The organism is Gordonia sp. ABKF26, assembly GCF_041103195.1.
Classification (GTDB): domain Bacteria; phylum Actinomycetota; class Actinomycetes; order Mycobacteriales; family Mycobacteriaceae; genus Gordonia; species Gordonia terrae.
In genome coordinates this window covers 901,863-919,522 of sequence record NZ_JBGCVZ010000003.1, presented here as the reverse complement: position 1 = coordinate 919,522, position 17,660 = coordinate 901,863, and the positions used below count along the sequence as shown (strand labels likewise).

The following is a 17,660-nucleotide window of genomic DNA, read 5'->3' as shown; positions in this document are numbered from 1 at the left end:
CTGATCTCAGTTCTGCAATTTAGTGAGATATGCAAGTGATGTCAATCACTAACGTGTTCGAGTCTGTGACCAGGACACCCGCCGAGAACGCGAGGTGCCCCGCGCCCACACGACGGCGGACACGGGGCACTTCGACGGACAACTCAGCCGAACGAGACCTCGGGAGTACGCGCGATGAGCAACCGACGCACCGAGCCGGCGGCGTCGACCTGTGCGATGGCGGAGAACGATGCCTCGAAGGCGCCATTCCTCGTCGTGCGGCCGAGCACCATCTCGTGACCGGCCTCGGTCACGCCGACATCGATGTGGTGGACCAGCGTGCTCTTCTCCCGCTGTGCGAGGTAGCCGACGAGGCCGGCCCGGTCCCCGACGAATTCGGCGGACTCCCCGCCCCCCTTGGAGAACTGCACGGACATCACGAAGTCGTCGGCGATCATGCCGAGCACGCGGTCCGGGTCATCAGAATCCATGTACTCGAACCAGCGGGCGAGAGTCGGGGTCGGGGCGGTGGTCATCGTTCCTCCTGCTCATCGGGAATCAGGGCAAAGTCCGGACTGAAGGTCACCTGATAGCGGGCGACGAGTCCGTCGCCGTCCAGATGCATGACACCCACGAAGAAACCCGTTGTGAGGCTGCCGTTCTCGGTCACCTTGCCCTGGGCGAACTCGAGATCGCGGTCACCCGCGGTCCGCTGCACGACGTGCTTGCGGTTGACCGGTGGCCGATTGCGCAGATACTCGAGCATGCGGTCGCGGCCACGGCCGCGGTTCTCGCCACCGGGCAGGACCATCGTGAACTCGACGTCGGCGGCGAGCATGGCCATCGCATCCTCCAGCCGCCCGCTGTCGACCGTGGCGTAGTACTTTTCGATCACAGTCATAAAGTGAACTTAGTTCAGTAGGCTTTCCGGTGTCGAGTGTTGACTTCCACCCTGCTCGGCCGATACAACTGAAGTGAATCCAGTTCAACTTGCTCGTCCGTCAAGGAGAAACTCAATGATCGACACCGACCACATCATCCTCGAGAAGGACGGTCCTGTCGCCCGCGTGTGGCTGAACCGCCCGCACAAGAAGAACGCCGTAACCCCGGAGCTGCTGCACCGTCTCGACGAGATCATCGTCGAGGTCGACAACGACCCTGATCTGCTCGTACTCGTCCTGCGCGGCAAGGGAAACCAGTTCTGCTCCGGATTCGACCTGGACATCCTGCTCAGCGACTTCGTCGGCACCACCAACGCCATGGACGTCGCCGTGCTCTCGGCCAAGGTGTGCGACCGCCTGTACTCGATGAACACCCCGTCGGTCGCGGTCCTCGAGGACTACGTCACCGCCGGCGGTTTCGAGCTGATGATCTCGTGCGACTTCGCCATCGCCGCCGACGACGCCCGGATCGGCGACTTCCACATCCGCCGTGCGCTGTTCGGCGGCGCAGGCCCGATCTACCGCCTCCCCCGCATGATCGGCATCCGTAAGACCAAGGAGCTCATGCTCACCGGCAAGCTGCTGTCGGGCAAAGAGGCGACCGACTGGAACCTGATCAACGCCTCGGCGCCGGCTGCCGAGCTCGACCAGCTCGAGGCCGACTTCATCGCGCCACTCATCGACAAGAGCCCGTTCGCGATGAAGCTCACCAAGATGACCATCGACCGTGGTCTCGACGCCGACATCCAGTCGCTCATGGTCATGGAGCACCTCGCGGTCGGCAACGCGCTGCAGTCCGAGGACGCCAAGGAAGGCGTCAACGCGTTCCTGAACAAGCGTGAGCCGAAGTGGGTCGGTCGCTGACCGGTTCGGCCGACTGATTTCTCGAGACGGAACGGATGGGAGGGACATGACGGAGAACGATCGCGTACTCATGGGTTCCGAGTGCAGTACCTGCGGCACAGTCGGTTTCCCAGCCACCGCGCACTGCGCGCGGTGCGCGACCGCGACGGCGGCGCCCCGGGCACTGAGTACCCAGGGCACGGTGTGGACCTACACGGTCCAGCGGTTCGCACCGAAGTCGCCTCCGTATGTCCCCCCACCCGAGGGCTTCTCGCCCTTCGCGATGGGTTATGTCGAACTGCCCGAGGGCATTCGCGTCGCGGGCATCCTCGACTGTGAGACCTTCGACGGACTCATGGGTGCCCCTGCCGTTCTCATCGCCACCGAACCCGTACCCCGTTTCGCCGTTCACCCGGACGAATCGGCTGACGCGACGATCCAGGAAGGGGAGACCCGATGAGCGACGTGAACATCATCGGCGCCGGGCTGTCGAAGTTCGGACGCCAGCCCGGGACGAGTGGCCGGCAGATGGCCGTCACCGCCATCGGAACCGCCCTCGACGACGCCGGGATCTCCTGGCCCGACGTCCAGGTCGCCTTCGGCGGCAGCGACGGAGCCGGTTTGGCCGACACCCTCGTCGCCGAACTCGGTTTCACGGGAATTCCGTTCACGAACGTCAAGAACGGTTGCGCCACCGGCGGGAGCGCCTTGGTGTCTGCCGTGAACGCGATCCGGTCCGGCGCGGCCGACATCGCACTGGCGGTCGGTTTCGACAAACACCCACGCGGCGCGTTCGATCCGATGCCCGCGGAATGGGGCCTCGACGACGGTTACGGCGACGCGGGCCTGATGGTCACCACGCAGTTCTTCGGCTCGAAGATCGCACGCTACATGGGCATATACGGCATCACCCCGCCCACGCTGGCGAAGGTCGCCGAAAAGGCCTACCGCAACGGCGCACTCAACCCCAACGCGTGGCGGCGGGAGCCGATGACCGCCGACGAGATCGCCGGTGCCGCGATGGTCAACGATCCACTCACGCGATACATGTTCTGCTCCCCGGGTGAGGGTGGCGCGGCGGTCGTCGTCGCGAGCGCCGAGGCCACCCGCCGCCTGGGCGCCCGTGGCGTGCAGGTCCGCGCGATCAGCCATCGGACACGACGCTTCGGATCGTTCGAGGTCTTCAGCCCGGCCGTGCAGGGCACCGGTGAACCGGTCAGCGTCACCGCCGATGCCGCGACCGCCGCCTTCGAACAGGCCGGCATCGCTCCCGGCGACGTCGATGTCGCGCAACTCCAGGACACCGAGAGCGGTGCCGAGATCATGCACATGGCCGAGTGCGGCTTTTGTGAACATGGTGCGCAGGAGCAGTGGATCACCGAGGGGCGCACCGAGATCGGGGGTGCCTTCCCGGTGAACACCGATGGCGGTTGTATCGCCAACGGTGAACCGATCGGCGCGTCGGGATTGCGTCAGATCCACGAGATCGTCACTCAGCTCCGCGGCGACGGCGGCGACCGTCAGGTACCCGGAGCGCCGAAGGTGGGTTTCACCCACGTCTACGGGGCACCGGGCATCAGTGCCTGCACTGTGCTCACCGTCTGAACCACAGCACTCGCGATCGGATCGAGATGACCACCACCCTCCCCGACCTGGCCACCTTCACCGCCGAGGCCCGGACGTGGCTGCGCACCGTCGCCTCGCCGACCACCGACACCGGGTGGGGCGAGGGCAGCGACTCCGTCGCGGTCTTCGAGAACTGGACCACAGCGGAGGAACGAGCGCACACCGACGCGGTCGCGGCCTACGAGAAGGCGAAGTTCGACGCCGGATGGGGCGCGCTGACCTGGCCCGAGACATTCGGCGGCCAGAACCTGCCGGTCGCCCACGAGCTCGCCTTCCGCGCCGTCGAGGAGGAGTTCGATGTCCCGCGTCGGACCGAGATGTTCTCGGTCACCCAACAACTCGTCGCCCCCACGATCGCGCAGTGGGGAACCACCGACCAGCAGGACCGTTTCGTCCGGGCGATGCTCCGCACGGATCTGATAGCGTGCCAGCTCTTCTCCGAGACCGAGGCCGGTTCGGACCTGGCGGCGGTCCGCACCCGGGCGGTCGCACGCGACGGCACCTGGGTTCTGAACGGACACAAGGTCTGGACCTCCGGAGCACGCGTCGCCGATTACGGGGTGGCCGTCTGCCGCACCGATCCGGCCGCCCCCAAGCACAAGGGACTGACCGTCTTTCTCGTTCCGATGGACGCACCCGGGGTCACCGTCCGGCCCATCAGGCAGATGACCGGCGGTACGTCGTTCAACGAGGTCTACCTGGAGGACGTGCGACTCACCGACGAGCACCGACTGGGGCCGATCGGTTCGGGTTGGCCGGTTGCCCTGACCGTCCTGGCCGCCGAGCGACTCGACGGTGCCGGTCTCGGTCTCGCCAACGCCGATCGGGCCGTCGAACTGGCCCGGCAGCTCGGCCGGCCTCTGACCGACTTCGAAGCAGACCGGGTCGCCGACCTCGTCACCCGGGGATTCGTCCAGCGCATCGCGGGGATGCGCGTCGCGCAGACAATGGTGAGTGGGGCCGAACCGGGTCCCGAGGCGTCGATGGGCAAGCTCCTCGCCACCGACACCATGGCACGTACCTCTGAGGTGGTCCGGTTACTACTCGGACCCGAACTGGTCGCCGATCACGGCGGATGGGGTCGATATGCATGGACCGAGCACGTACTCGGCGCGCCCGGTTATCGCATCGCCGGCGGTACCGACGAGATCCAGCACAACATCATCGCCGAGCGCGTGCTCGGACTCCCGAAGGAACCGCGACTGTGACCCTCTACACGACTCCCTCTCTGGAACAGCGCGTCTCGACCCGACTGCGGACGGCACACGGACTGGCCGTGACGTCGTTCGCCACCCTGCCCGGCGGTCACTCCGGCCTCACCTACCGGGTGGAGACCGACGGCGGCAACTTCGTCGTCAAGGCGGTACCCGAGGGACAGCGGTCGGTGGGCCGCCACGACATGATGCGGCAGGCCGCCATCCTGGCCGCGCTCGCCGACACCGACGTACCGGTGCCGAAGGTCCTGCAGATCGACCGCGACGAGCCGGCCTGGTTCGCCATGGAACTCGTGGCCGGCGAGTCATTGGAACCGGTTCTCGACGACCCGCCGGTGCTCCCCGATCTCGCTGCCGCCCGGATGTTGCGGGCTGCGGAGATCCTGCCCCGACTGCACGCCGTGGATTACCGACGCATCCCCGACACCGGTGATGTCCTCTCTCCCGCAGACGAACTCGAGCGCTGGGCTCGCACGCTGCGCGCGGTGCCGGCCGAACTGGTCGACGGCGGCGAGGAACTGCTCGCACTGCTGACCCGGTGCATCCCGAAGGCGATCGATCCGGTTCTGGTCCACGGCGACTACCGCCTGGGCAACATCATCTCGGCCGGCCCCGAACCGGTCGCCCTCATCGACTGGGAGATCTGGAGCATCGGAGACCCCCGCGTCGAACTCGGATGGTTCCTCGTCTTCGCCGACGGGGCCAACTTCCCGGGTGTGGGACGCGAGGTCGCCGGCCTCCCCTCCGCCGGCGACCTCGTGGCCGCCTACACACGGGACGCCGGAGTCGAGCTGCCCGATCTGACCTGGTTCGACGCCCTGGGCCGTCTCAAGATGGCGGCGATCATGGGCCACAACCTCCGTCGACATCGGGAGGGGCGCCATCACGATCCAGATCAGGAGAAGCTGCCGGACACCATTTCCCGTCTCATCGAGACCGGCACCGAACTGATCCCCCGACAGCGTTGATCCCCAGCCGATGACACCGATCTCCTGACCGGATTCGTCCGGCATCACCGACCACCCAGCCTGGAGGCTTCACCGTGGACTTCTCCTACTCCGAACGGACCCGCGAGCTCGCCGCACAGCTCGAGGAGTTCATGACCGACCACGTCTATCCCGCCGAGCGGGTGTACGACGAGCAGATCGCCGAGAACTACAACCCGCACGAACAGCCACAGATCATGCGCGACCTGCAGAAGCTCGCCCGCGATCGCGGCCTGTGGAACCTCTTCATGACCCACGACGGACTGGGCGCCGGGCTGACGAACCTCGAGTACGCACCGCTCGCCGAGATCGTCGGCCGGTCCATCATCGGCAACGAGGCGATCAACTGCTCCGCGCCCGACACCGGCAACATGGAGATCCTCGCCATGTACGGCACCGAGGCGCAGAAGCAGCAGTGGTTGAAGCCGTTGCTGGACTGCGAGATCCGGTCTGCCTTCGCGATGACCGAACCGGCCGTCGCATCGTCGGACGCAACGAACATCACGTCCACGATCGCGCGCGACGGTGACGACTACGTCCTCAACGGCCGGAAGTGGTACACCTCAGGCGTTCTCGACCCCGACTGCAAGCTCATCATCTTCATGGGCAAGTCCGATCCCACGGGTCCCACTTACCGTCAGCAGAGCATGATCCTGGTGCCGTTCGACACCCCGGGTATCGAGGTGCTCCGCGATCTGCCGATGTTCGGTTTCACCGACCGCCTCGGTCACGGCGAGGTGCAATTCACCGACGTGCGCGTGCCGGCCGAGAACATGCTCGGCGCGGAGGGCGACGGGTTCGCCATCGCCCAGGGGCGTCTCGGCCCGGGCCGCATGCATTATGCGATGCGAGCGGTCGGCATGGCTGAGCGGGCGCTCGACATGATGTGCAAGCGTTCGCTGGAGCGGCACGCGTTCGGAGGACCGCTCGCCCACCGCGGGGTCGTCCGGGAGTGGATCGCGCGCAGCAGGATCGAGATCGATCAGATCCGGCTGCAGGTCCTGTACTCGTCGTGGCTGATGGACACCCAGGGCAACGCCGCCGCAAGGTCCGAGGTCGCCGCGATCAAGGTCTCCGCCATGGAGGTCGCGCACCGCGTCGTCGACCGCGCCGTGCAGACCTTCGGCGCCGCCGGGGTCAGCAACGACACCGTCCTCGCCCGTCTCCACGCGATCACGCGTGCCCTGCAGATCGCCGACGGCCCCAACGAGGTCCATCTCCGCACCATCGCCCGACTGGAGGTCAAGAAGCACTCATGAGTACCGATCTCACCGGGAAGGTCGCCCTCGTCACCGGCGCGAGTCGCGGACTCGGGCTCGCGATCGCCCGCGGCCTCAAAGAGGCCGGCGCGACCGTGATCGTGTCCAGCCGCAAGCCCGACGCCTGCGCCGACGCCGTCGACGCTCTCGAGGACGTCCCCGGACAGGCCCACTCCCTCGCCTTGCACGTCGGTCGTTGGGACGAGCTCGAGCCCGCCGTCGACGGCATCATCGAACGTCACGGCAGCCTGGACATCCTCGTCAACAACGCCGGGATCGCCCCGCTCGCCGACAACCTGGTGTCGGTTTCGGAATCGCTGTGGGACAAGACCATCGAGGTGAACGTGAAGGGGCCGTTCCGACTGATGGCCGTCGCGGGCGATCGGATGCGCGCCGCGGGAGGCGGTTCGATCATCAACATCTCGAGTATCGGTGCCGTCCGGCCCAGTCCCGCGGAGGCGATGTACGCCGCGGCGAAGAACGGACTGAACGCCCTGACCCAGGCCTTCGCCCAGGAGTACGCGCCGACCGTCCGCGTGAACTGTGTCATGCCGGGCAGTTTCGCGACGGACATGGCCGAGAACTGGGATGACGAGTTCATCGGGCTCGTCACCGACCGTCTGCCTGCCGGCCGGCTGGGACGGCCGGAGGAGATCGCGGGACTCGTCACGCACCTCGCGAGCGACGACGCCGGTTACACCACCGGCGCACTCATCCCGGTCGACGGCGGCCGCACCGCGGTCTACTGAGGAGGCCACAGTGACCACCACGACCACCACTGAACACGCTCTGTCGGACCTGTTCGGACTCGCCGGGCGCACCGCGATCGTCACCGGCGCGTCCTCCGGACTGGGCCTGGGCTTCGCCACGACGCTGGCGTCCGCCGGCGCAACAGTTTTCGCGGCCGCGCGTCGCCTCGATCGGCTCGAACAACTCGCAGAGAAGTACCCGGCGATCGTCCCTGTCCGGTGTGACGTCACCGACGATGCGAGTCGCCGCAAGCTAGTCGACGAGGCCTTCCTCGCCACCGGGCGGGCCGACGTGCTGGTGAACAATGCCGGGATGGCCGGTCCGCCCGACGCCGAACAGGAGACGCCGGAGGGGTTCTCGGCGATTCTCGATCTGAATCTGCTGGCCGGTTTCCACCTCTCGACGTATCTCGTCGGCCGGCTCGACGAGGACGCCACGACGTCGATCATCAACATCGCGTCGGTCATCGGCCTGGTCTCGACGGCCCCGATCGGTGGCGCCTCCTATGCCGCGTCGAAGGCCGGGACCCTGGGCATGACACGCGAGCTGGCGGGGCAGTGGGGCCGGCGCGGCATCCGTGTCAACTCCGTCGTGCCCGGCTGGTTCGACACCGAGATGACCGACGGATTGTTCACCAACGACAAGTCGGCCGGGTGGGTCCGGCGCAACACGATGTTGGGACGCGGTGGTCGCGACGGTGAGGTCGACGGGGCGGTCCTGTTCTTGGCGTCCGACGCCGCCTCGTATGTCACCGGCCAGACCCTCGTGGTCGACGGCGGCTGGACGGCCCGATGACGGCAACCCGGATCGGCTCGGGCCCGAGAGGTCGAAGAGTTACGTTGGAGATGTTCGGAGGTGAGGTGAGATGAGGACACTGGCAACAGAACTGATCGATCGTGCCGCCACGGCGCCGGACCAGGTCGCGGTCATCGACCGGTTCGGGGAGCACCGGCTCGGCGACGTGGTCGACACCGCCCGGGCGATCGCCGATGCGCTCGCCACGCACGACGCGGCCGCACCCACCGTGATCGTCCAGGCCGACAACACCTGGCACACGCTGGCCTGCGCGGTCGGCGTCGGTCTTCGTGGCGGTCTCGTCGCCGTGTTCAGTCCACATGCCACGGCGTCGGAGTTCGACCTCGCGGTGGAGGACATCGCCCCCGACGTCGTCATCGCCGACGACGATGTGCTGGCGCACTGGGGTGCCGACGACGGACGTTTCGGTTCCCGACTCGCCGCTGGGTCGCATCGCACGGTACTGGCTCGACCGGACTTCGGTCCCATCGCTCGCTGGTCGGGCGGCACCGCCATCGCGATGACTTCCGGTTCCACCGGACGGCCGAAATGCGTAGTGCAGTCCGAGGAGGCGATTCGGTACGCGGCCCAGAGCACCATCGACGCAGTCGGTCTCCGTGCCGGCGACGCGATCGGTGCCTTCGTGCCGCTCTCCTCGGTCGCGGCCTTCTGCTTCGGTATGTACCTTCCCGCGTTCCTGGGCGGCACGATGGTCTGTATCGATCGGTGGACACCGGCGGGTGCGCTGACCGCCATGCGCGACCACGAGGTCGCCTGGACCATGCTCGTTCCCACGATGGCACTCCAGTTGTCCATCGCCGATGGTTCCGACACTCCCCTCACGGCGCTGCGGGCCATGACCGTCGGGGGCGGACCCATGAACGTCCGCGCACTGTCCGAGGCCGAGGAGACACTGGGCACGACGTTCCTCCGCGTGTTCGGGATGTCGGAGTGCCTCGGGCACACCACACCACTCCCCTCCGACCCTCGCGAACGCCGGCTCGGCAAGGACGGCAAGCCATTTCCCGGTACCGTGGTCCGCGCCGTCGACGCATCCGGCGCCACCCTGCCCGCCGGGGAGATCGGCGATGCACAGGTTCGCGGACCGTCGTTGTTCGTCGGCTACGCCCGGGACGGGAAGCCGCACCCGCCGGAGCTGACCGCGGACGGATTCCTGCCGACGGGCGACCTCGTGGAGGTCTCCGACGACGGTTTCATCCAGGTCATGGGACGCCAGAAGCAGATCATCATCCGCGGTGGGCGCAACATCGACATCAACGAGGTCGAGAGCGCCATCGCCGGGATCCCGGGTGTCGTACAGGTCTGCGTCGTACCCGTACCCGATGACATGCTCGGTGAACGCGCCGCGGCCCTCGTCGTGGCAGGCGGAGCCGAGATGACCCTGGCGGCGGTCACCGACGAGCTCGACCGATCCGGTTTCCCCAAGTTCAAATGGCCCGAGTACGTGTTCGCCGTCGAGGACCTTCCCCAGAATCGAGTCGGCAAACTCTCGCGGCCCGACGCCATCGCGCTTGCCACCCGGCTCGCCGGCCAGGCCGTGTGAAAATCTTCAAGAGGAGCAACAATGTTCAACCTCATGGTGCTGGCATCGCGCCCCAGCGACTGGACCCACGACCAGTTCATCGAGTGGTGGCGCGGCGAGCACGCCGACGTCACCTACCCGTTGCCGGGTCTGCTCCGATGGCAGCTCACGGAGATCGTGGAGGGTATCGACGAGAAGTCGTCGGGATGGGACGGATTGTCGGTGCTGAGCTTCGAGTCGCGAGAAGCACTCGACGCCGCACTCGCGAGCCCTGAGTGGAAGGCGGCCGTCGCCCACGTCGGCAGCATGCGCGGGCGTCGGATGATCTGGTACGGCGACGAGATGACCATGGTGCCGCTGACCGAACCGACGTCGTGACCGTCGGGAGTTCCTCGACGACGTGGCTCGAGGCGGGATGCCACCCCGTTGTCGATGGCGTTCACCGGATCCCGCTGGCTCTACCGCAGGACGGCCTGCGAGCGGTCAACATCTATGTGCTCGAGACAGATTCGGGTATCGCGCTCATCGACGGCGGCTGGCACCGGCCGGACACCCACCGCGAACTCACCGAAGCACTGTCCGTCATCGGGCGTACACCCGACGAGATCCACGACGTCTTCGTGACCCACATCCATCGCGACCACTACACCTTCGCGGTGGAGCTACGTCGACGACACGGATGTCGTGTCCACCTCGGGGCGGCCGAGGCCCCGGGCCTGGCCGAGATCGCCCGCGTCGACAGCAACGTCCCGACGTCGTCCCTGCGTGAGGTCCGGCGGGCCGGTGCTCTCGAGCTTGCCGACACCGTCCACGCGATGACGATTGACGAACCGTTCTCCATCGCGGACTGGGAGCAGCCCGACAGTTGGCTCGAGCCAGGGCTCCTCCCTCTTCCCGGCCGACGTGTCGAAGCGGTTCACACGCCCGGCCATACCAAGGGACACATCGTCTTCCACGATCACGATCACCGGCTGTCGTTCACCGGCGATCACATCCTGCCGACCATCACGCCCTCGATCGGTTTCGAGCTCGGCGACTGGGAGATGCCACTCGCGAAGTTCCTCCGGTCTCTCGAACTGCTCGTCGACGATCGCGATCACACCATCGCGCCCGCGCATGGCGCCGTGGGTGGCCAGATCCGCGCTCGCGCAGAGGTTCTCCTCGCACACCATGAGCACCGGTTCACCCAGATCGTCGATCTGCTCGCGGGTCACGGACGACCACTACCGGGACATGCGGTGGCACAGCGTCTGCCGTGGACTCGACACAATCGCCCCTTCGGCGCACTGGACACGTTCAATCAACTGATCGCCGTATGCGAGACGATGGCGCACCTCGATGTACTGGTGGACCGCGAGGTGGTACGCGTCGATGCTCGCGACGGAGTGGAGCACTTCGGCGTCCGCGGCTCCCACCGCAGCGAAACCCCGACCCCGCTCTGACCGGACTCACGTCCGGCCGCCGCAGCTCACCGTAGGAGAACGCAGGAGATCATGGCCAACCGACAGCTGTGTCTGGCACGCCGGCCGGAGGGCGCGCTGCGCGCCGACGACTTCGACATCGTCGAGACACCGGTGCGCACGCTCGCCGACGGCGAGGTCATGGTCCGCAACACCTGGCTGTCGATCGACCCGTCGCTACGCATCCGGCTGGAAGCCCAGACGCCGGACGGATATCTCCCGCCGTTGGCCATCGGTGAGCCGCTGGCGGGTCTCGCCCTCGGCGAGGTCGTCGAGTCCCGGTCCCCCGATTTCACGGTGGGCGATCTGGTCTCGCACACGCAGGGGTACCGCGACCTCGCGATCCTCGGTGGCGACGCCGGCACCCTCGGTGGGTACGGCGCCCCCACCCGGATCGAGCCGAGCGGCTTCCCCGACCACTGGTTCCTCGGTCCCCTCGGTAGTTCCGGCCTCACCGCCTACGTCGGCGTGACCGTGATCCTCGACGTGGAGGCCGACGACACGGTCTGGGTGTCCGCGGCCGCGGGGGCGGTCGGCAGTCTGGTCGCGCAGCTGGCACGGCAGCGCGGTGCCACCGTCATCGGATCGGCGGGCAGCCCGCCGAAGGTGGATCATCTGCTCTCCCAGCTCGGCCTCGACGCGGCGTTCGACCATCGCGCGCGGCCTCTCGCCGAGTCACTCGCCGAGGCTGCTCCCGCGGGCATCACCGCGTACTTCGACAGCGTCGGCGGCGCCCATCTGACCGCCGCGCTCGACGCGATGCGGGCCGGCGGCAGGATCGCCGTGTGCGGCGCCATCTCCGGTTACGACGCCGGGGACCCGGTTCCCGGCCCCCACAACCTGTTCCAGTTGGTGGCCAAGAGCATCCGCATGGAGGGCTACCGGGCCGGCTCGTTCAATCACCTCACCCCGGCGATGCAGGAGGAACTCGGCGATCATCTGTCCGCCGGACGGATACGGTTCGACGAGAAGGTCTTCGACGGCCTGGAGTCCGCACCGGCAGCCATGATCGCGATGCTGCACGGCGATCACCTCGGCAAGACGCTCGTGACGCTCGACGAGAGGAACTGATCATGCGCGCCGTTCAGCTCGTCGAATGGGGAGACCCACCAGAGGTCCGGGAGATCGACGACCCCGAACCCATCGGCGCCGAATTGGTCCTGCGCGTCGACGCGGCGGGGCTGTGCCTGTCGGACATTCACGTGATGGACTCCGGCGCGGGCATTTTCGACTATCCGCTCCCACTCACCCTCGGCCACGAGACCGCCGGCACGGTCGTCGGGGCTGGGCCGTCCGCGGACTCGTCCTGGCTCGGCAGGCGCGTGGTGGTGCACGGCATCTGGGCCTGCCGGCGATGCCGCAATTGCCGTCGCGGACGGGAGAACTACTGTCTGCACCTGGCGCGGGTCCCGGGCGAGCCCCTACCGCGTATCGGGAATGGCCTGGGCCACCATGGTGGACTCGCCGAGAAGCTGCTCGTGCCGTCGGATGAGGTGCTCGTCCCGACCGGCGACCTCGACCCGGGGCTCGCCGCTCCCCTCGCCGACGCCGGATTGACGGCCTTCCACGCCATTCGGATGAACCTGGACGTCGTGGACGAGTCGACCGTCGCGGTCGTGATCGGCGTCGGCGGGCTCGGCCACATGGCCGTGCAGATCCTCTCGGCATTGGGCGTCTCCGCGGTGATCGCCGTCGATCAGCGTCCGGACGCGCAGGCCCTCGCGTCGACGCTGGGGTGTATCTCCGCCCACGCCTCGGTCGACGAGGCTCGTCCGGCTGTGCGCGGTCTCGGCGGCGCCGACCTCGTTCTCGACTTCGCCGGCGCACCATCGACGGTGGAGACTTCCCTGGAGCTCCTCGGACCCGGTGGGCGGCTCGTGGTGGTCGGCACGGCAGGCGGACGCGTACTCGTGGGCAAAGATCTCGGACTCGCCCAGGGATGGCAGGTGGGTGCACCGTTCTGGGGCACGCGATCGGACCTGTCGGCGGTGGTCGAGCTCGCCGCTGCCGGCCGTTTGTCCGCGGAGACGGTGGAATTCACGCTCGAGGATGCGCCGAGGGCTTACGAGCTGCTTCGGCGTGGGGAGGTCGCCGGGCGGGCCGTGGTGCGTCCGAACGGATGACCCTCTCGGGGCGCCTGCGGCCCGCGACTCCCCGCCCGCGACCGCTAGGCCGAAGCAGCGGTGTCGGCCGCGGCGAGACCAAAGACCAGGGCTGTCGCCAACCCGCCGCCATAGGCGCGGTACCACAGACCGCCGGTGTCCGACCCGGCGGCGAGCAATCCGGGGATCGGATCACCGGACCCATCGGTCACGCGGGCGTTCTCGTCGATCCGGATGCCGACGAACGGGAAGGTGACCGCCGGGACGGTCTCGATGACGTAGTACGGCGGCTCGTCCAGCGGCATCGGGTCCAGCGCACGCGGGACCGATAGCGTGCCGTCGCGCACAGCCGTGTTGTACGACTCGATCTCGGCGGCGATGACCGCGCCGTCATAACCCCATTCCTCCGGGAGATACTGCAGTTCGTCGAGGGATTCCGCGACCCCGACGCGGCCGCCTCGCTTGCTCGCCAGCGCGAACTTGTCCGGCGCGATCGCACCTTCGACGTACGCCGTCGTCATCCAGTCGCGATGGACTCGCGCGTCGCCGATCAGCAGGCCGCGCGCCTCCGGTTGCGCGAGCAACTCCATCGTCGTCAGGTGGTCGGCGAGCGACTCGTCGGTGAACCGCTTGTTGTCGAGGTTGAACAGCAGCGCGTGCTCGCTGTAGTACAACGCCAGTTCGACGTAATCCGCGTCGGTGAACGTGATCTCGCTGGGGATGAGATGGCCGTAGAAGCCCGCGCCGGCGGTGCCGAAAGCCGCCCCGGCCGCGGCCGCGAGACGCAGCCCGCCGCCGCGGCTGTTCGGATTCGATCGAAGTGCGGTGTTTCGCGCCGATGGATGTAGGTGACGCGCACGCAGATCCGGGTCGGCCTGGAACCCGCCGGTGGCGACGAGCGTGTGCCTCGCCTCGATCTCGCGGGTCGACTCCCCGGGGCGCCGGACGACGGCACCGACGACCGCGCCCGCCGACATCAACAGCTCTTCGGTGTCCGTGCCCAGTAGTATCTCGCCACCGTGGTCCGTCACGGTCCTCCGACACAGGTCGACGTAGTGGTTGGTGTCGAACCGATGACCGCGGCCGTAACTCAGGATCCGCTGCGCGGGACCGACATCGGCGCCGAACTCGCGCAGCCAGTGGACGGCGGGACCGAAGCCGTCGACCAATCGCCGACGCAACACCGGGTCGCCATCCGGGTTCTGCTCGGCCATCACCTCGTGGTCGGGCATCGTCCACGCGTAACCCGCGTACCGGGCGGACCCGCCCACATCGTCGGCGACGTCGACCAGACACACAGACAGGCCCTGGGTCGCAGCCCTGGCCGCCGCGGTGCAACCGGCCATACCCGCGCCGATCACGAGAAGGTCGACGCCGTTGTCTCTCATGTCTTCTCCTCGCTCGGAAACCGTTCGCGGCTTCTGCCCATGTCCGCCCCTTGACTCGGCGCGTACCTCACACCTTAACTGAGTTCACTTCACTATGTCCCGGAAAGGGGTGGATCGTGTCCGATGGCAAGGTCGCGCCGGACTTCCCCCTCGACGGGGTTCATCACTCTCACCGTCCGACATTCCTCGTTCTCGCGGTGGCTGTTTCGTCGATGGCGATGCTGCAGTCGGTGGTGATCCCGGTGCTACCGGCACTCCAGCGGGAGTTGGGCACCGACTCGGTCGGCATCACGTGGGTCCTCACGTCGTTCCTGCTGTCGGCATCGGTGTGCACCCCGATCATCGGACGGTGCGGGGACCTGTTCGGCCGCAAGAGAGTGTTCGTCTGGTGCCTCGTGGTCCTCGCGATCAGCACTGTGATGGCAGCATTCGCCACCACTCTGGCGGTCATGATCGTCTCGCGCGTGCTGCAGGGAGTCGCCGGCGGTCTGTTGCCCGCCGCGTTCGGCATCGTGCGCGACGTCTTCCCTCCGGCGCGTGTGGCAGGTGCAATCGGGTCCATCGCCGCACTGATCGCGGTCGGTTTCGGGATGGGGATCGTCATCGCGGGACCAATTGAGTCGACGTTCGGCGTCAGGTGGCTGTTCGGCCTGCCGTGTGTGGTGATCGCGCTGGCGGCGGTCTGCGCGGCAATCGTGGTCGCACCGGACAGCACACGCTCGTCGGACGCGCGGGTGAACTGGCCCGCCGCAGTCGTTCTCGCGGGTTGGCTCCTCACGCTGCTGGTCGCCATCAGCCGGGCGCCCACGATCGGGTGGGTGGCGTGGCAGTTCGCCGGGCTCATCGCCATGGCGATTCTGCTCTTCGGACTGTGGCTCGCCGTCGAACTCCGAAGTGCGGTACCCCTCATCGATGTCCGGATCATGCGGGAGCCGACCGTGTGGGCGGGCAACCTGTCGTCCTTCCTGCTCGGGGTCGGGATGTTCGCCGCGTTCACGGCGTTGCCGCAGTTCCTCCAGGCTTCCCAGACGGACGGGTTCGGGTTCAGTGCGTCGAGCACCCTCGCTGGACTGATGATCATGCCCATCTCGGCCGGGATGTTCGTGCTGGGACTGTTCGCCGGTCGCCTGACCCGACGATTCGGCGCCCGACTCCTGCTGATCAGCGGCTCCCTCGTCGCATCTGTCGGCTACCTGGCCCTCGCGGCCGCGCACACCGCTGCCGGCCTGATCTACGTCTGGTGCACAATCGTCGGTGTCGGACTGGGACTGGCGTTCTCCGCGGTCTCCAACTTGGTGATCGCCGCCGTCCCGCCGGACCAGACGGGCGCCGTCAGTGGGATGAATGTCAACATCCGAACAGTCGGCGGCGCGGTGGGTGCCGCACTCATGGCCAGCCTGGTCACCGTCGGTGGCGACGCCCCCGACGCACCGTCGGACGTCGGATACACGCTCGGGTTCGTCATGATCGGTGTTGCCGTCGCCCTGTCCGCGGCGGCTGCGGCGGCTGCACCTTCTGCGTGACGAGGGGTCGGGCGCCCCCGTCTGCCGCTATGCTGAGCCGACGCCGGAGATGGGACTCGGATCGGATGAACGACGCCTCGGAAGCGCGGGACCGCCCCCGCTACACTCGCGACGAACTGGTCGCCGAACTCGGGCTGTCCGCCGATTTCGCCGAGAAGGCTTGGAATGCATTCGGTTTCGTGCGTCAGCCTTCCTCGGACAAGGTCTTCTCCGATCGCGACCTCGCCGCCCTGCGCATGTTCGCGTCCTCCTCGTCGGCGATGCCGGAGACCAGCCAGATCGCGATGGCCCGAGCCATCGGACAGACGATGTCCCGGCTGGCAGAGTGGGAAGCCGACCTGCTGCGTGACATCGTCGACGACCCCGCGGTGCCGTGGGACTTCGACCAGATGAGTCTCGCGCTCGGCCAGATCCAGCAACTCATCTGGCGTCGGCACATGGCGCAGGCGATCGAGCGTCACACCGATCACTCCGACGACGAGGAGATCGACCTGATCGTCGGCTTCGCCGACATCGTCGGTTATACAAGTCTTTCCCGGCGCATCGATCTGAATGACCTGGAGTCCCTGCTCGGCTCGTTCGAGGACGACACCTTCGACGTGGTCGTGGATCATGGTGGGCGCGTCATCAAGACCCTCGGCGACGCGGTCATGTTCACCTTCGACGACGCCCCCGCCGCGGCGAGTGCAGCACTGGAGATCCATCAGCTGTCCACGGACGACAGTCTTCCCCCGTTGCGGGTCGGCATGGCGCGCGGTTCCGTCCTCGCCCGACTCGGAGACGTCTTCGGCGAGCCGGTGAACATCGCCTCGCGTCTCGCCGGGTCGGCCCGTCCCGGAACCACACTCATCGACGACGCGATCGCCGACCAGCTCGGTGGTGACGACCGCTTCTACCTCAAATCGATACCGACACTGCGCGTCCGGGGCTACAAACATCTCAAGGCCCGCGTGCTCGAAGCCCACCGCGACGGGCCGCTCGGGGAGTGAGGCGCCGCGGTCGGCCACCGGGATGCAGTGGGTACACGATTCCTGGATAGGGTGCCGGCCCCCGTATGGGACGCCCTGACTTGGGAATCCAGGTTCTGCAGATGTTGCCCGCGTTGCCCGGGCGGGCCCTATAACCCGTAGCCGGGACCGCCAAGTCCAGGTGGCGGCTCCATCACGCGCGTAGCCCGACCGCCCCTGGACCACCGCTCACCAGAGACTTCTGGTCATCACCACGGCCGCATGCAACGCCGTCTACTCGTTC

Annotated in this window: 18 protein-coding genes; 15 read left to right on the top strand and 3 right to left on the bottom strand. The window is 67.5% G+C overall.

Annotated elements, in window-relative coordinates; translation table 11 throughout:
* Positions 1-143: 143 nt before the first annotated feature.
* Both AB4Z55_RS04760 and AB4Z55_RS04755 read right to left on the bottom strand, forming a co-directional pair.
* Positions 144-515 carry a hypothetical protein gene (locus AB4Z55_RS04760; protein WP_239402314.1) on the bottom strand — a complete coding sequence of 124 codons (372 nt, stop codon included), beginning with the start codon at positions 513-515 and terminating at the stop codon, positions 144-146.
* The gene (locus tag AB4Z55_RS04755; RefSeq protein ID WP_369519259.1) at positions 512-880 is read right to left on the bottom strand and encodes a nuclear transport factor 2 family protein; all 369 of its coding nucleotides are present in this window, start codon (positions 878-880) and stop codon (positions 512-514) included. Before AB4Z55_RS04755 ends, AB4Z55_RS04760 begins: the two co-directional genes overlap by 4 nt.
* A gap of 115 nt (positions 881-995) precedes the next feature.
* On the opposite strand from AB4Z55_RS04755, the gene AB4Z55_RS04750 reads away from it, so the two are divergent.
* From AB4Z55_RS04750 to AB4Z55_RS04690, 13 genes are all read left to right on the top strand, one after another.
* Positions 996-1,784: an enoyl-CoA hydratase/isomerase family protein gene (locus AB4Z55_RS04750; RefSeq protein WP_064570468.1), complete on the top strand. Its 789-nt coding sequence runs from the start codon at positions 996-998 to the stop codon at positions 1,782-1,784.
* 46 nt (positions 1,785-1,830) lie between these two features.
* Entirely contained in the window at positions 1,831-2,223 is a 393-nt protein-coding gene (locus tag AB4Z55_RS04745; protein WP_369519258.1) for a Zn-ribbon domain-containing OB-fold protein, read from the top strand.
* Positions 2,220-3,368, top strand: coding sequence for a thiolase family protein (locus AB4Z55_RS04740; RefSeq protein WP_064570470.1), 1,149 nt, complete (start codon positions 2,220-2,222; stop codon positions 3,366-3,368). The genes AB4Z55_RS04745 and AB4Z55_RS04740 overlap by 4 nt, the downstream gene beginning before the upstream one ends.
* A gap of 26 nt (positions 3,369-3,394) precedes the next feature.
* A complete protein-coding gene (locus AB4Z55_RS04735; protein WP_239402318.1) occupies positions 3,395-4,597 on the top strand; it encodes an acyl-CoA dehydrogenase family protein in 1,203 nt (400 codons plus the stop codon).
* A complete protein-coding gene (locus AB4Z55_RS04730) occupies positions 4,594-5,571 on the top strand; it encodes a phosphotransferase family protein (protein WP_369519257.1) in 978 nt (325 codons plus the stop codon). Before AB4Z55_RS04735 ends, AB4Z55_RS04730 begins: the two co-directional genes overlap by 4 nt.
* Before the next feature lie 74 nt (positions 5,572-5,645).
* The gene (locus AB4Z55_RS04725) at positions 5,646-6,848 is read left to right on the top strand and encodes an acyl-CoA dehydrogenase family protein (protein ID WP_369519256.1); all 1,203 of its coding nucleotides are present in this window, start codon (positions 5,646-5,648) and stop codon (positions 6,846-6,848) included.
* Positions 6,845-7,597, top strand: coding sequence for a glucose 1-dehydrogenase (locus tag AB4Z55_RS04720; RefSeq protein ID WP_354561876.1), 753 nt, complete (start codon positions 6,845-6,847; stop codon positions 7,595-7,597). The genes AB4Z55_RS04725 and AB4Z55_RS04720 overlap by 4 nt, the downstream gene beginning before the upstream one ends.
* Before the next feature lie 10 nt (positions 7,598-7,607).
* Positions 7,608-8,393 (top strand): SDR family oxidoreductase, encoded by a 786-nt coding sequence (locus AB4Z55_RS04715; protein WP_354561878.1) that lies wholly within the window; start codon positions 7,608-7,610, stop codon positions 8,391-8,393.
* Positions 8,394-8,463: 70 nt separating this feature from the next.
* On the top strand, positions 8,464-9,957 hold the full coding sequence (locus tag AB4Z55_RS04710; protein ID WP_354561880.1) for a class I adenylate-forming enzyme family protein: 1,494 nt from the start codon (positions 8,464-8,466) through the stop codon (positions 9,955-9,957).
* 21 nt (positions 9,958-9,978) lie between these two features.
* Positions 9,979-10,314, top strand: coding sequence for an EthD family reductase (locus AB4Z55_RS04705; protein WP_369519255.1), 336 nt, complete (start codon positions 9,979-9,981; stop codon positions 10,312-10,314).
* Complete coding sequence (locus AB4Z55_RS04700) at positions 10,311-11,378, top strand: MBL fold metallo-hydrolase (protein WP_354561883.1); 1,068 nt, start codon at positions 10,311-10,313, stop codon at positions 11,376-11,378. The genes AB4Z55_RS04705 and AB4Z55_RS04700 overlap by 4 nt, the downstream gene beginning before the upstream one ends.
* A 51-nt stretch (positions 11,379-11,429) precedes the next feature.
* Positions 11,430-12,467 (top strand): NADP-dependent oxidoreductase, encoded by a 1,038-nt coding sequence (locus AB4Z55_RS04695; RefSeq protein WP_239402327.1) that lies wholly within the window; start codon positions 11,430-11,432, stop codon positions 12,465-12,467.
* A 2-nt stretch (positions 12,468-12,469) separates the two neighbouring features.
* Positions 12,470-13,519 carry an alcohol dehydrogenase catalytic domain-containing protein gene (locus AB4Z55_RS04690; RefSeq protein ID WP_369519254.1) on the top strand — a complete coding sequence of 350 codons (1,050 nt, stop codon included), beginning with the start codon at positions 12,470-12,472 and terminating at the stop codon, positions 13,517-13,519.
* Between the two features lie 44 nt (positions 13,520-13,563).
* On the opposite strand, the gene AB4Z55_RS04685 is transcribed toward AB4Z55_RS04690, so the two are convergent.
* Positions 13,564-14,886: an FAD-dependent oxidoreductase gene (locus AB4Z55_RS04685; RefSeq protein WP_369519253.1), complete on the bottom strand. Its 1,323-nt coding sequence runs from the start codon at positions 14,884-14,886 to the stop codon at positions 13,564-13,566.
* 116 nt (positions 14,887-15,002) lie between these two features.
* Between AB4Z55_RS04685 and AB4Z55_RS04680 the strand changes: the two genes are divergently transcribed.
* Both AB4Z55_RS04680 and AB4Z55_RS04675 read left to right on the top strand, forming a co-directional pair.
* A complete protein-coding gene (locus tag AB4Z55_RS04680) occupies positions 15,003-16,409 on the top strand; it encodes an MFS transporter (RefSeq protein WP_369519252.1) in 1,407 nt (468 codons plus the stop codon).
* Between the two features lie 65 nt (positions 16,410-16,474).
* On the top strand, positions 16,475-17,398 hold the full coding sequence (locus tag AB4Z55_RS04675; protein ID WP_239402331.1) for an adenylate/guanylate cyclase domain-containing protein: 924 nt from the start codon (positions 16,475-16,477) through the stop codon (positions 17,396-17,398).
* Positions 17,399-17,660 lie beyond the last annotated feature (262 nt).

Coding starts and splice junctions, on each gene's coding strand:
- AB4Z55_RS04755 (WP_369519259.1), bottom strand. CDS start 880: ATGACTGTGATCGAAAAGTACTACGCCACGGTCGACAGCGGGCGGCTG.
- AB4Z55_RS04720 (WP_354561876.1), top strand. CDS start 6,845: ATGAGTACCGATCTCACCGGGAAGGTCGCCCTCGTCACCGGCGCGAGT.
- AB4Z55_RS04750 (WP_064570468.1), top strand. CDS start 996: ATGATCGACACCGACCACATCATCCTCGAGAAGGACGGTCCTGTCGCC.
- AB4Z55_RS04695 (WP_239402327.1), top strand. CDS start 11,430: ATGGCCAACCGACAGCTGTGTCTGGCACGCCGGCCGGAGGGCGCGCTG.
- AB4Z55_RS04705 (WP_369519255.1), top strand. CDS start 9,979: ATGTTCAACCTCATGGTGCTGGCATCGCGCCCCAGCGACTGGACCCAC.
- AB4Z55_RS04710 (WP_354561880.1), top strand. CDS start 8,464: ATGAGGACACTGGCAACAGAACTGATCGATCGTGCCGCCACGGCGCCG.
- AB4Z55_RS04675 (WP_239402331.1), top strand. CDS start 16,475: ATGAACGACGCCTCGGAAGCGCGGGACCGCCCCCGCTACACTCGCGAC.
- AB4Z55_RS04690 (WP_369519254.1), top strand. CDS start 12,470: ATGCGCGCCGTTCAGCTCGTCGAATGGGGAGACCCACCAGAGGTCCGG.
- AB4Z55_RS04745 (WP_369519258.1), top strand. CDS start 1,831: ATGACGGAGAACGATCGCGTACTCATGGGTTCCGAGTGCAGTACCTGC.
- AB4Z55_RS04685 (WP_369519253.1), bottom strand. CDS start 14,886: ATGAGAGACAACGGCGTCGACCTTCTCGTGATCGGCGCGGGTATGGCC.
- AB4Z55_RS04740 (WP_064570470.1), top strand. CDS start 2,220: ATGAGCGACGTGAACATCATCGGCGCCGGGCTGTCGAAGTTCGGACGC.
- AB4Z55_RS04735 (WP_239402318.1), top strand. CDS start 3,395: ATGACCACCACCCTCCCCGACCTGGCCACCTTCACCGCCGAGGCCCGG.
- AB4Z55_RS04760 (WP_239402314.1), bottom strand. CDS start 515: ATGACCACCGCCCCGACCCCGACTCTCGCCCGCTGGTTCGAGTACATG.